The following is a 13413-nucleotide window of genomic DNA, read 5'->3' as shown; positions in this document are numbered from 1 at the left end:
CACCATGACGCTTTCCGGATTCCAAGGCCTGGTCTTTGACCTTGATGGCACCCTGGTCGACTCCATGCCGCTGCACCTCGCCGCCTGGGAGCACACCGCCCGCGAGTTTGGCTTTCACTTCGATGCCAACTGGTTCTATGAGCTGGGGGGCATGCCGAGCCGCAAGATAGCCCTGCTGGTGGCACAGGAGCAGCAGATCCCTCTCGATCCGCTCGAAGTCACCCGCTGCAAGACAGCCCACTATGTCGCCAACCTGCACAAGGCGACCGTCTTTCCGGCCATGCAGGCGCTGGTCGAGCGCTATCATGGCGTCATCCCGATGGGGATTGGCACCGGCTCGCCCCGCGTCAACGCCGAAGCGGTGCTGCGCAACACCGGGCTGGATCGCTACTTCTCCGTGGTGGTCACCGCAGACGATGTGGAGCTGCACAAGCCCAATCCGGACACCTTCCTGCTGGTCGCCAGCAAGCTGGGGGTCGAGCCATCAGGCTGTCTGGTGTTTGAAGATACCGGTATCGGGGTACAGGCCGGAGAAGCGGCGGGTATGCAGACCTGCATGGTCAAAGAGGGTCAACCAGTCGGCATAACGGCGTAGTGCGGAAAAAAATATCGCCCTGCAAGGGGCGATAACCGGAACCGGCTCTCATACGGGACATGAATGAAAATGAGAGCAGGTTCCGTCAGCCGCTGACGCAGGGCGCGTCAACGAGGAGTGCGGGGCAGACGATTACTCGTTGTTGCCGCCGCCCTGATTGTCGTCATAACGACCTGGCGCACCGTGGGGGCGCGGCGCCATGGAGACACGCGGCTTGCGAGCACGCTGGATATTCACCTGCGGACGGCCGGTGTGCATGGCGATGGTGGAGATCTTGGCCTTGTAGACCAGCTGCTGGTTACCATGAGCATCGGTCAGCAGCACGCTGTACTGGTCGAACCCGCTGATGGTGCCTTCCAGCTTGATGCCGCTCACCAGAAAAATAGCGACCTGACTGCGGTTCTTGCGCAACCAGTTGAGGGCAGAATCTTGCCCGTTCCCGAGGGAGAAGGCTTGCTCAATCGTGGAGTAGCTGGGGGATTCAGTTGTCATAAATTATTGTCCCGCGGAAAAAAAGTGGCGTTTGATTGTGCTAAATGGGCACTGGCTTGTCAAAGTCATTCTCACTCCCGCCAGCAATAGCGGCCTCTGGGGACTGGTCGCTGACCGGTACAACTGCGATAATCGCCAGCTCTGGCTCTACCACGGGCCTTATCTGGGGTTTTATCTTGCATCCGGTTTCACACCAACACCACACCACCTATGTCCATGATGCCACTGCCTGCGAAGAGTGTGACCTGCTGATACCGGCCACACCGCTCGAGGTGGGACAGGCCAGCTGCTGCCCCCGTTGCGGACACACCCTGAGTCGCCACCTGCCACAGCAGGAGTTGCGGCCGCTCTCCTACGGGTTCGCGGCACTTATCATGTTCGTGCTCGCCAATGCCTTTACCTTTATGTCCTTCTCGGCCAAAGGGGTGGGCCAGGAGATGACTTTTCTGCAGAGCATCACCACCCTGGTGGATGAGGGCTATCTGTTTCTCGGCGCGGTACTGAGCCTGACCCTGATCGGCCTGCCGCTGGTCTATATGGGCTCCATCATGCTGGTGCTGTGGCGGGTCGATAAAGATCTGCACAGCAATGCCCTGCGCTCCCTCGGCCGTCTGCTCTGCCGGATCAAACCCTGGCTGATGGTGGATGTCTTTCTGGTGGGGGTGCTCATCTCGCTGGTCAAGCTGATGGGGATGGCCGACATCAAGATGGGGCTGTCATTCTGGGCTTTCGTCGGTTACACAGTGCTGCTCATCAAGATGATCTCCTCACTGGATCAGATGTGGCTGTGGCAGCGGCTGTTCGGCCCGACCGAGGCGCGGGATATCGACTCGGAAGCGGGCGCGCTGGAATCAGGTCTGGTGGGCTGCCATATCTGTGGCTCCTTGAGCGAGGTGGGTAGCCACAGCTGCTCCCGCTGCGGCGGCAAGCTGCATGCGCGCAAGCCGGGCGGCCTGAACCGTACCTGGGCGCTGCTGTTTACCTCCGCCATTCTCTACATTCCGGCCAACGTCTATCCCATCATGGATACGGTGTTTCTCGGTGATGACAGCCCCTCCACCATCCTCGGCGGTGTGGTGCTGCTCTGGGCCATGGGCTCCTACCCAATTGCCGCCGTGATCTTTTTCGCCAGCGTGGTGGTGCCGCTGGTGAAAATACTGGCGCTATTCTGGCTTTGCTATATGGTGCAGCGCGGCAATGTCACCTCCCCCCTCGGCAAGCTCAAACTCTATCGCATGACCGAATTTGTCGGACGCTGGTCGATGATCGACGTCTTCGTGGTGGCCATTCTGGCGGGCCTGATCCGGCTCGACAATCTGATGACCATCTACCCCGGCCCTGCGGCCGTCGCATTTGCAGGTGTGGTGCTGATCACCATGGTCGCCGCCATGAGTTTCGACTCCCGCCTGATCTGGGATTTACAACAAGGAGAACGCGAACGTGAGTGAGCGTAAAAAAAGGTGGAAACCGGGCTCTGACTTTCTGAGCTCTGCCGCCGCAATCTGGATGGTGCCCCTGCTGGCGCTGTTCATTGGTCTCTGGATGCTGTTCCAGCACTGGTACTCCCAGGGTCCCAGTTTCACCCTGACAGTCGCCACTGCCGAGGGCATAGTCGCCGGCAAGACGGTGATCCGCTCCCGCGAAGTGGACGTCGGCCGCATCGAGGCCGTCGAGCTGAGCGATGACTATAGCCATGCCGTGCTGAAAGGACGGCTGACCAATGCCGCCTCCGGCATGCTGCGCGGTGACAGCCAGTTCTGGGTGGTCAAGCCCAGAGTGGGCCGTGAAGGGGTATCGGGTCTGAGCACCCTGCTCTCCGGCGCCTATATCGAGCTCGCCCCCGGCAAGAAAGGTCGGGCGCGGGACGAATACGCCATGCTCGACAAACCGCCGCTCGCCTCCCTCGATGCCAAGGGGCTGCGTCTCACCCTTAGCAGTCGCGACACCCGCGCGCTCGGGGAAGGCTCCCCCATCAACTATCAGGGCTTCACCATAGGTCAGGTGGAAGAGGCGAAGTTCCTGCCGGAAAAGAGCGAGATGCAGTATCAAATCTTCATCCACGCCCCCTATGACATTCTGGTGAGCAGCAACTCCCGCTTCTGGATGACCCCGGGCTTCGAGGTCTCCATGAGCAGCGAGGGGATGAAGGTGAAGATGGATTCACTGGAGAGCCTGATCGATGGCGGCATTACCATGGGTCTGCCACCCGGTTGGGCCCCTGGCGAACCGGTCAAACAGATGGAAGGGTTCACCCTGTTCCAGGATGAGGCGAGCGTGCTGGCCGGTAGTCTGGATCAGTTCATCGACTACGTCTTCCTGTTCGATGACAACGTGGGTGGCCTGCACCCGGGCGCGGCGGTGCAGTATCGCGGCATTCGGGTCGGTACCGTCATCTCCGCCCCCTACCTCATCGAGGACAAGGGCGTGCAGATCTTCAAGAGCCGCCAGATCCCGGTGCTGGCTCGCATCGAGGTACAGCGCCTCTCCCACCGCTATGCCAAGGCGGAGAAGGATCAGTGGCGTGCCCTGTTCGGCAAGCAGTTCAAGGAGGGGTTGCGTGCCAGCCTCAAGACCTCGAGCCTGCTGACCGGCGGCAAGATCATAGATCTCAACTTCTATCCGGACGCGCCGCGCTTCGAGCAGGCCAAGCTGGCCGGTTATCAGGTCTTCCCCACCGTGCAGGGCGGGCTGGATCAGATCGAGCGCAAGGTGAACCTCATCCTCGACAAGTTTGTCGACATGGACATGGCGACCACCCTGACCAAGGTCAACGGGTCACTGACCACTCTGGATGGCACCCTGAAGAACATCAGTGCAGTCAGCGCCAACCTGAACAAGCTCACAGCCAAGGATTCTACCCAGCAGTTGCCCGCCTCGCTCAACGAGAGCCTCAAGCAGTTGCAGGAGACCTTGCAGGCCTATGACGCCCAATCGCAGACCAATCAGGATCTGCGTCAGTCGGTGCAGACCCTCAATCAGTTGATGCGCGAACTGCAGCCGCTGGTGCACTCCCTCAACGAGCAGCCCAGCTCGCTGATCTTCGATCGCGCGCATCCATCGGACCCTGAGCCCAAGCGAGGCAAACAATGAAAAAAGAGAGCCTGACGCTGGCCCTGTTGGGCCTGCTGGCGGGTTGCAGCAGCCAGCCAAGCCTGCACTACTACTCGCTCGATGCCGACAACCAGCAACCCGTAACGGCCCCGGCCCAACCGCAGCACCAGCTGGTGCTGCGCCCGGTGGCGCTGGCCAGCCAGCTCGACCGGATCAGTCTGGTCTATCAGCTGGAAGGGCAAGAGCTGCACTTCACCGAGTACCATCGCTGGGCCGGTGCGCTGGACGATCAGCTCAACCAGCTAACCCTCAATGGCCTCTCCACCCGCCTGCCGGGCTGGGTGGTACGGCAGGATGGCGCCCGCAAGGGGCCGGTGCTGACCATTCTGGTGGAGCGCTTTCAGGGCCGTCATGACGGCAGCGCCGTGCTGAGCGGTCGCTGGCGCCTGCTGGCGGAAGATGGCACCGTGCTGCGCGATGCTCCCTTTCGTCAGGAGCGGGTACTGCCGGCCGATGGCTACAACGCGCTGGTGAACGAGCTGGGTCAGGGCTGGCAACAGCTGCTCGACCAAATCGCCGCCGAGGTGCGCCAGAGCGCCAGCTAATCGGCCATCCGCCGATTGCAGAGATAAAAAAACGACGCCAGCTGGCGTCGTTTTTTTATGGGCGCAAGTCAGAGGCGACTTATGCCTTGGCAGGCAGGCTCAGGCGGGCAACCGCTTCCACATGCATGGAGTGCGGGAACATATCGACCGGTTGCACCTCGTCCAGCACGAAGCCCTGCTTGACCAGCCAGGCGAGATCGCGAGCCAAAGTCTGCGGGTTGCAGGAGACATAGACCAGACGACGGGGCGCCATGGCGACCAGGGTCTGCAGCACCGCCTTGTCACAGCCTTTACGCGGCGGGTCCATCACTACCACGTCAGCGGTCACACCTTGGGCGTGCAGTTCGGGCATCAGCTGCTCGGCCTTGCCGACGTGGAATTCGGTGTGCTCGATGCCGTTGAGGGCGGCGTTGCGACGGGCATCGCTGATGGCGCTCTCCACCGACTCGATCCCCACTACCTTGGCGGCCTTGCCAGCCAGGAACAGGGAGATGGTGCCGATACCGCAATAGATGTCGAACACCGTCTCGTTGCCGGTCAGTTCGGCATACTCGAGGGCGCTGGAGTAGAGCACATCGGTCTGGGTCGGGTTGTTCTGGAAGAAGGAGAGCGGCGAGATCTCGAACTCGAGTTCGTGGATCTTGTCGCGGATCACCCCTTCGCCCAGCAGCACCCGGTTGGTAGCGCCCAGAATGCGGTTGGTGCGCTCATCGTTGATGTTCTGTACCAGGGTAGTGACCGGCAGATCGCTCAGGGCCGCCAGCAGCTCGGCTTCGAACGGCAGCTCCTCGCCCAGGGTGACCAGCACCACCATCAGCTCGCCGCTCTTGAAGCCCTTGCGGGTCATCAGGTTACGCACGCAGCCGCTGTGGTTTACTTCGTCATAGGCCGCAATGTTGTGCTCGCGCATCCAGTTGCGTACCCGGGCGTTGAGCTCGACGTGCAGCGGATCCTGCACCGCACAGTCATCGGCGGTGATGAGATCGTGGGAGTGCTTGCGATAAAAACCGATCTCGGCACCGGCGTCACAGCCACGCACCGCATATTGCGCCTTGTTGCGATAGGCGAACGGGCTTTCCATGCCAAGGATATCCTTGACCGGAGTGTCACCCAGCCCGACCTGCTCCAGTGCACTCTGCACCAGTGCCTGCTTGAGCTTGAGCTGGGCCGGATAGGCCAGCGGACGTACCTGACAGCCACCGCACTCGGTGTTGGGGCAGAAATCGGCAACCCGATCGGCGGAGGGCTGGAGCAGCTCGGCAACCTTGCCGTGCAGATAGTTCGGCTTGACCTCGGTCAGCTCCACCAGCGCCTGCTCACCGGGCAGCAGACCTTCGACAAACAGGGGGCGATCGAACAGGCGTCCTTTGCCATCTCCTTTGTCGGTCAGTTCCAGGATCTCGATCTGGTGTTGATGTCCCACTAACGGCATGAGCGGCTCCAAAAGTACTAAAAATGGGGGGTGATGAACGCGGCAAAGCCATGCCCATCGAGAAAAGGTGGCAGAGTTTAGCGGAGATCCGGCCAAATTGCAGGCATAAAAAGCCTGCTTGTTGCAATGGTCATTACCCCAGGCTATCTGCCAGGCGTTGCCACCTTTCGGGCTGCGGCAAATTTAGCCCTTGGGCCGCAACGCCCAGCCTGTTAAAATTCCGCCCTTGAAATTATCCTGGGCCCCGCGCCCGTTCTAGCTAAGGTCTACCGCGATGCGTACCAGCCAATATCTGCTTTCCACTCTCAAGGAAACCCCCTCCGACGCTGAAGTTGTCAGCCACCAGCTGATGCTGCGCGCCGGGATGATCCGTAAACTGGCCTCCGGCATGTATGCCTGGTTGCCAACCGGTCTGCGGGTACTGAAGAAAATCGAGAACATTGTTCGCGAAGAGATGAACAATGCTGGTGCCGTCGAAGTCTCCATGCCGGTAGTGCAACCCGCCGAGCTGTGGCAGGAGTCCGGCCGCTGGGATGACTACGGTCCCGAGCTGTGCCGTCTGACCGACCGCCACAACCGCCCCTTCGTACTGGGCCCGACCCACGAAGAGGTGATCACTGCGCTGGTGCGTTACGAAGTGAACAGCTACAAACAGCTGCCGCTCAACCTCTACCAGATCCAGACCAAGTTCCGCGACGAAGTGCGCCCCCGTTTCGGCGTGATGCGCGGCCGCGAATTCCTGATGAAGGATGCCTACTCCTTCCACATCGACAAAGAGTCTCTGGTCGATACCTACGAGAAGATGCACGCCGCCTACTGCAAGGCGTTCACCCGCATGGGTCTGAACTTCCGTCCGGTGCAGGCCGATACCGGCTCCATCGGTGGTACCGGTTCCCACGAATTCCAGGTGCTGGCCGAGAGCGGTGAAGACTTGATCGCCTTCTCCGATAGCTCCGATTACGCCGCCAACATCGAGATGGCCGAAGCGCTGGCACCGGCTGGTGAGCGCGCTGCCGCAACCAAAGCCCTGACCAAGGTTGCCACCCCGAACGTCCACACCATCGACGAAGTGGCTGCCTTCCTGAACGTGGCACCGACCGCCATCGCCAAGACCCTGCTGGTACTGGCAGAGGAAGATGAGCACGGCAAGCAGGCCGTCATCGCGCTGGTACTGCGTGGCGACCACGAGCTGAACGAGATCAAGGCAGAGAAACTGGCTGGCGTGGCCAACCCGCTGACCTTCGCCAACGACGAGCAGATTAAAGCTGCCGCCGGTTGCGATGCAGGCTCCATCGGCCCGGTCGGCTTTGCCGGTCGCATCATCGTCGATCGCAGCGCTGCCCATCTGGCGGACTTCGTCTGCGGCGCCAACGAAACCGGCTTCCACCTGACCGGTGCCAACTGGGATCGCGACATCGCTTCTTACGAAGTTGCCGACCTGCGCAACGTGGTGGAAGGCGACCCGAGCCCGTGCGGCCAGGGCAAGCTGCTGCTCAAGCGCGGTATCGAAGTGGGCCACATCTTCCAGCTGGGTACCAAGTACTCCGAAGCAATGAAGGCGAGCGTGCTGAACGAAGCTGGCAAGTCCGTCACCATGGAGATGGGTTGCTACGGGATCGGGGTTTCCCGTCTGGTGGCCGCTGCCATCGAGCAGAACAACGACCAGTACGGCATCATCTGGCCGGATGCCATCGCCCCGTTCGAAGTGGCCATCGTGCCGATGAACATGCACAAGTCCGAGCGCGTGGCCGAGCAAGCACAGCAGTTCTACGCCGAGCTGAAAGCCGCCGGTGTGGACGTGCTGTTCGACGACCGTAAAGAGCGCCCGGGCGTGATGTTCGCCGACATGGAGCTGCTGGGCATCCCGCACGCCATCGTCATCGGCGATCGCGGTCTGGACAACGGCGTGGTGGAGTACAAGTGCCGCCGCACCGGCGAGAAGCAAGAAGTGGCCATCAGCGACATCATCGCCATGCTCAAGGCCAAGCTGGGCCGTTAATTCCGCCCTCTTCCCGATATAAAAAAGCGCGCCATTTGGCGCGCTTTTTGTTTCTGTATATTCTGACGACAGCAACCGGGTGGCGGGCTTCGCCTCAGGGATTGCGACCGATAAAGAGGTCGGTCACGTGGCAACTGCTTCTGGCTTCCAGTGCGTCGAGCATATAGGCCGCCGCATCTTCCGGGGTCATGAAGCAACTCGGGTCCACATGATCCGAGTTGTCCCAGAATTCGCTGCGGATCCCGCTCGGGTAGAGGTTGACCAGCCGCAGTGGCGAGCTTTTCAGCTCGGCGCGCAAGGATTCGAGAAAGCCGCGCATTCCCCATTTGGAGGCGCAGTAGAGGCTCTCGTTGGCCTTGCCCACCTGCGCAGCGGAGGAGAGCACATTGGCCAGCACTCCGCCTTTCTCACCGATAAGCCGCACCGTCTGCTGAGCCACCAGAATGGTGGAGATGAGATTGCTCTCCACCACCCGGCGGATCTGCTCGGCGGTGTAGACTCCGACCGGGCCAAACTCGCCCACCCCGGCGCAGTGGATCACCATGTCGGGCAGGCCGCCCCACTCCACCGCAGCGGCGAAGGCAACGTCGACCTCTTCATGGTGCGCCAGATCGGCCGCGATGCCGATCACCGCGCTGCCGAGCAGTTGTTCCTGCTCCTGCAGTCGCTGATAACGGCGCCCCATCATGGAGACCTGATGGCCCCGCTCAACCAGTCCGATAGTCAGCGCCCGGCCGAGACCGGAACCGGCACCTGTCACTATGATGTGGCCCATTATCGCTCCTCGTCGTCAGTTGACGGTCAGATTAGAAAGTGAATTCATCGCCCATGAACCATCCATCGACAGAATGCTCTGATAGATGTTGGCGAAGAATATCACCCCCCGTTGTCAGACAACGTCAAATTAGAAAGTGAATTCGCCGCCCATGAACCAGCCATCGACAGAATGCTCTGATAGATGTTGGCGAAGAATATCACCCCCCGTTGTCAGACAACGTCAGATTAGAAAGTGAATTCGCCGCCCATGAACCAGCCATCGACAGACTGGTCGATATTGGCGAAGTCGACCTTGGCTTCACGCCAGCCGGCACGCAGCTTGATCGGCATGGAAGAGAACTTGTAGGAACCACCCAGACGGTAGTCATAGTTGTCCGCATCGTGAGTGCGCAGATCGCCGAAGAAGGCGATGCCGGTGCCCGGGATCTTCACTTCGCTGCCGGCATAGGCCATCAGGGTATCTTCGTCATAACCCTTGCGACCGAAGTAGACCTGCTCACCATCGTAGTGACGACCGGTCATACCCAGATCGATCTTGAACAGATCGTTGTTGAACAGACGGTAGTAGAGGCTCAGATCGTAGGCAGTCAGATCGTTCTTGAAGTTGCCGCCGGAGGTGCTGAAATCGGAGACTTCAAACTTGGCGTTCGGCAGGAAGATGATGCCGTGTTCCAGTTGCAGATAGCCGTTCCAGTTGTAGCTGTCGTCATAGCTGCCATCAGCACTGGTGCCATAAGCCTGACCACTGCCCTTGGCGGCCCATACGTCGGCACCGGCGGCAAAACGCCAGTCGTCAGCGGCCATGGCACTCTGGCTGCACAGAGCCAGCACAAAACCGGCAATCAGCGTCTTTTTCATTACGTCACTTCCTCTTGCATACATGGAAAAGAGCACTATTTTACTCGGTGCAGCCAAAATACCCAGCGTCAATCCTGAACAAACGACGACAAATGTCAGTGCTTCATATGCTTCATCTCTGCCATCGGCTCAATCGGCTTCACCGGCAGTGACAGCTCCAGCTTCTGACCATCATCCATGGTGAGGGTGAGCGGGAAAGGAGTCTGCTCGGAGAGCGTACCCACCTCGAACAGCATGATGTGCAAGCTGCCCGGTTTCAGCACCGCTTCGCCCTTGGCCGGGATCTCGATATTCTCGACCTGACGCATCTTCATCACGCCATTTTCGTGCAGGTGGGTGTGCAGCTCGGCACGCCCGGCCGCAGCAGAAGCCGCCGCCACCAGCTTGACCGGCTGGTCGGCGTCATTCTTCAGCACCATAAAGGCGGCAGTGTTGGGGGAGCCCGGCGGCAACAGGCGCACATAACCGTCGACAGACTCGACCTTGGCCAGTGCAGGCGCCGTCATACCCAGAACCAGCAGAGAATAAAACGCACGTTTAAACATGGTTGAAATCCTTTTATGATGTTGTTAAACGGCGCCAAGGTTACCCCAGCAGCAACCTTTTTTGCACCTTTCAATAACAAGGATTTAGACATGGCCCCCATTCTCATTGCCGAGCAGCAGGATGGCTTGCTCACCCTGACCCTCAACCGCCCCGACAAGCGCAACGCTCTCAATACCGAGCTCTATAAGCAACTGGTGGCAGAGCTGCGAGAGGCGGCAGCCGATGAGGAGGTGCATGTCCTGCTGTTGCAGGGGCAGCAGGATTGCTTTACCGCGGGCAATGATCTGGCCGACTTTATGGGCAAGAGCTCGCTGGAGCCCGATGACCCCATACTGCAGTTCCTCCACACTCTGGCCGATTTCCCCAAACCTGTGATCGCCGCTGTTGCAGGCCCGGCGGTGGGGATCGGCACCACCATTCTGCTGCACTGCGATCTGGTCTATCTAGGGGATAACGCCCGCTTGCAGCTCCCCTTCGTCGAGCTGGGGCTGGTGCCGGAGTTTGCCTCCAGCCTGCTGCTGCCGCGTCTGGTGGGGCACCTCAAGGCGGCGGAGCTGTTGCTGCTGGCCGAGGCGATGGATGCCGAGGAGGCGCTGCGACTCGGGCTCGCCAACAAGGTGGTGGCGGCCGATGGATTGCTCTCCTTTGCCCGCGAGCAGGGGCTGAAGCTGGCAGCCAAGGCGCCCAGAGCGCTGCAAAAGAGCAAGGCGCTGCTGAAACAGGAGCTCAAACAGGCGGTGCACTTTGTCATCGCTCTGGAGGCGCGCGCCTTCGCCCAGGCACTCCAAGGGGAAGAGGCGCAACAGCGCATCGCCCAGAAACTCAAACGGCGGGGCTGAGCTGCCGCTCAACGCCTGTCAGTTGAGACGAAAACGGCCGATCAGCTCGCAACCCTGCACCTTGTCCTGCAGCTGGATCAGCCGGGCAATTTCCGGATTGGGGTGGCGCTTGAGAAAGGCGAGCAGGGCACCACGACAGCAACCCAACTCGCTGATCAGTGCCTCGCACTCCCGATTGGGGCACTGCGGCACCAGCGCAGTCACCAGCTCGGAGGCAAGTTTCAGGTAGCGCAGCTCGTAAGTCGGCTCATCCATCGCCCGCCAGAAGTCGGCCAGCCGGTGACAGGTGGCGACCCGCATGGTGGCCAGCTCGGTCAACTCGACCTGGGTCATCTCGTAAACATCCCCCAGCGCCTGCTGATAAAAGCAGATCGCCGCCCCCAGCGAACCGGCCTGCCAGGCACGCTCCGCCTCCAGCATGTATCGTTGCCAACTTTGCGGTGTCATCTCGCTCTCCCGAGTCCGTCATGGTGGGGGGAACCGCAGAATTCGGAAAAAATCGTACGCTAAGCTAACGGTGTTCTCGTGACAGCTCTTTGACTAGGCTTTCTAAGGCCATTCTGATAGCCCTGACTTCCTGAAAAGCCATGGCTAAAATTTGTGCGGCTAAAAGGGATAACCGATGGTAAAGTAAGTTATCCCTGTCGAGATACTGAAAAGCGTTATCCTCGTTTTTCCCAAAACTGTTTTGCCAGTTCGCTCAGAGCGCTAGTTAACTGAGCGACAGATTTCGCACTTTGCAAATTATTCTGCCCGGTCTGTACATTGGTATCAGCAGCATCGCGTATATTGATAATACTGCGGTTTATGTCTTCACTTACTGCTCCCTGCTGCTCGACCGCAGTCGCTATTTGCGCGTTCATGTCGGTAATTTCGTTAACGCGTTGGCCAATTCCATCAAGAGCTGTAGCTGCTTCCTCTGCGTGAGCTACACTCGTGTGCGCTTGCCGACTACTTTGCTCCATGACTGTAACAGCGGATTGCGCTCGCTCTTGTAGAGCGCTGATCATGCTTTGAATATCCGTTGTCGATTGCTGTGTGCGAGCAGCAAGACTGCGAACCTCATCGGCGACAACAGCAAAACCACGCCCCTGCTCACCAGCACGCGCGGCCTCAATTGCTGCGTTGAGTGCCAACAAATTCGTTTGCTCGGCGATCCCTCGTATAACGTCAAGAACTTTTGATATCTCGTTACTTTGACCTTCAAGCTCATGAATAACCTGAGCGGCTTGCCTAATTTCACCTTCAAGGGCAGTGATTGACTGGCTTGTGTGGGCTACCAGACGCTGGCCAGATGCCGTCTCAGTGTCTGCTCTTCCGGCCGCATCTGCAGCATGCTGTGCATTGCTCGCAACCTCTTGAATGCTTGCCACCATTTGGTTTACTGCCGTTGCTATTTGATCTGTCTCTGCCTGCTGCTCAACTGTAAGTACATTGCTTGACTCAATATCCTTTAGTAGGCCTCGGGTGTGTTCGCTAAGCCGATTTGATGCATCACCTATGCGACCTACTATGGCGCCTGTTTCAGCTTGCATCATTCGTAAAGCAAACTCTATTTGGCCAAACTCATCGGTGCGCCCAGTGTAGAGGGATTGACTTAATGGGTTATTGGAAATATTCCTGGCTCTTTCAACCAGTCTTCCAAGAGGAGAGAGAATAGCCAAAACACTAACAGAGCTTAAGCTTCCTGACATTAAAGTGGCTAACAATAAGCTGCTTATTGATGTATCAGTAAGCATGCCGGCAGCCATTGCGCTTGATATAATACTACCCCATATGAGCAAGAGTATTTTCACGGAAAAGCTAGCAGCCAATTTCGGCCTCGCGGCCTTCCCGCTTCTCAATTGAGCATATAATTTTTCAGCAGCCAAAACCTGCTCAGGTTCAGGCTTGGTCCTTACAGACTGGTATTCAACAATCGAACCATTCTTAGCTATTGGCGTTACATAAGCACTTACCCAATAGTGGTCGCCATTTTTACAGCGATTTTTTACTAGCCCCATCCATGAGCGGCCAGATTTTAATGTACTCCACATATGCTCAAATGCAGCAGGCGGCATATCTGGGTGTCTTACGATGTTGTGAGGCTGGCCTAATAGTTCTTCCTCAGTGAAACCACTGATTTTAATGAAGTCAGGATTAACGTACGTGATATGGCTTTGAGGGGAGGTAGTCGAAAGAATATTGGCATCTTTTGGGAGTTCTAAGTTTCGACCCGT

The 13413-nt window shown here is 58.8% G+C and carries 13 protein-coding genes; 6 read left to right on the top strand and 7 right to left on the bottom strand.

What is annotated here, in order from left to right; translation table 11 throughout:
• Window positions 1–4 precede the first annotated feature (4 nt).
• Window positions 5–595, top strand: coding sequence for an HAD family hydrolase (locus VF684_RS19290; protein WP_191966266.1), 591 nt, complete (start codon window positions 5–7; stop codon window positions 593–595).
• Window positions 596–727: 132 nt separating this feature from the next.
• Here VF684_RS19290 and hfq read toward each other — a convergent pair whose 3' ends face one another.
• Window positions 728–1087, bottom strand: coding sequence for an RNA chaperone Hfq (hfq, locus tag VF684_RS19285; protein WP_005335772.1), 360 nt, complete (start codon window positions 1085–1087; stop codon window positions 728–730).
• A 176-nt stretch (window positions 1088–1263) separates the two neighbouring features.
• Here hfq and VF684_RS19280 point away from each other — a divergent pair, with 176 nt between their 5' ends.
• The 3 genes from VF684_RS19280 to VF684_RS19270 are packed head-to-tail and all read left to right on the top strand — an operon-like array spanning window position 1264 to window position 4743.
• Entirely contained in the window at window positions 1264–2535 is a 1272-nt protein-coding gene (locus tag VF684_RS19280) for a paraquat-inducible protein A (protein WP_139440965.1), read from the top strand.
• Entirely contained in the window at window positions 2528–4177 is a 1650-nt protein-coding gene (gene pqiB / locus VF684_RS19275; RefSeq protein WP_005335774.1) for an intermembrane transport protein PqiB, read from the top strand. Before VF684_RS19280 ends, pqiB begins: the two co-directional genes overlap by 8 nt.
• Window positions 4174–4743 carry a PqiC family protein gene (locus VF684_RS19270; RefSeq protein WP_139440964.1) on the top strand — a complete coding sequence of 190 codons (570 nt, stop codon included), beginning with the start codon at window positions 4174–4176 and terminating at the stop codon, window positions 4741–4743. Before pqiB ends, VF684_RS19270 begins: the two co-directional genes overlap by 4 nt.
• Before the next feature lie 79 nt (window positions 4744–4822).
• Here the strand turns inward: VF684_RS19270 and rlmD are convergent, their stop codons facing one another.
• Entirely contained in the window at window positions 4823–6175 is a 1353-nt protein-coding gene (gene rlmD, locus VF684_RS19265) for a 23S rRNA (uracil(1939)-C(5))-methyltransferase RlmD (protein ID WP_005343194.1), read from the bottom strand.
• A gap of 274 nt (window positions 6176–6449) precedes the next feature.
• On the opposite strand from rlmD, the gene VF684_RS19260 reads away from it, so the two are divergent.
• Window positions 6450–8174 (top strand): proline--tRNA ligase, encoded by a 1725-nt coding sequence (locus tag VF684_RS19260; protein WP_139440963.1) that lies wholly within the window; start codon window positions 6450–6452, stop codon window positions 8172–8174.
• A gap of 94 nt (window positions 8175–8268) precedes the next feature.
• On the opposite strand, the gene VF684_RS19255 is transcribed toward VF684_RS19260, so the two are convergent.
• The 3 genes from VF684_RS19255 to VF684_RS19245 form a co-directional block, all read right to left on the bottom strand.
• Window positions 8269–8949 carry an SDR family oxidoreductase gene (locus VF684_RS19255; RefSeq protein ID WP_139440962.1) on the bottom strand — a complete coding sequence of 227 codons (681 nt, stop codon included), beginning with the start codon at window positions 8947–8949 and terminating at the stop codon, window positions 8269–8271.
• Between the two features lie 227 nt (window positions 8950–9176).
• The gene (locus VF684_RS19250) at window positions 9177–9809 is read right to left on the bottom strand and encodes a TIGR04219 family outer membrane beta-barrel protein (RefSeq protein WP_005354809.1); all 633 of its coding nucleotides are present in this window, start codon (window positions 9807–9809) and stop codon (window positions 9177–9179) included.
• A gap of 95 nt (window positions 9810–9904) precedes the next feature.
• A complete protein-coding gene (locus tag VF684_RS19245; RefSeq protein ID WP_139730658.1) occupies window positions 9905–10354 on the bottom strand; it encodes a copper chaperone PCu(A)C in 450 nt (149 codons plus the stop codon).
• Between the two features lie 90 nt (window positions 10355–10444).
• Between VF684_RS19245 and VF684_RS19240 the strand changes: the two genes are divergently transcribed.
• A complete protein-coding gene (locus tag VF684_RS19240; RefSeq protein WP_139730657.1) occupies window positions 10445–11194 on the top strand; it encodes an enoyl-CoA hydratase-related protein in 750 nt (249 codons plus the stop codon).
• A gap of 18 nt (window positions 11195–11212) precedes the next feature.
• Here VF684_RS19240 and VF684_RS19235 read toward each other — a convergent pair whose 3' ends face one another.
• Together VF684_RS19235 and VF684_RS19230 are read right to left on the bottom strand one after the other, a co-directional pair.
• A complete protein-coding gene (locus tag VF684_RS19235; RefSeq protein ID WP_005335785.1) occupies window positions 11213–11641 on the bottom strand; it encodes a DUF2753 family protein in 429 nt (142 codons plus the stop codon).
• 215 nt (window positions 11642–11856) lie between these two features.
• Window positions 11857–13413: methyl-accepting chemotaxis protein (locus VF684_RS19230; protein WP_440174362.1), on the bottom strand; the 1557-nt coding region annotated here is incomplete at its 5' end.

This window comes from Aeromonas sp. Lyrl_2, assembly GCF_051948815.1.
In the GTDB taxonomy this organism is placed as follows: domain Bacteria; phylum Pseudomonadota; class Gammaproteobacteria; order Enterobacterales; family Aeromonadaceae; genus Aeromonas; species Aeromonas veronii.
This window is presented reverse-complemented; position numbering and strand designations above follow the sequence as displayed.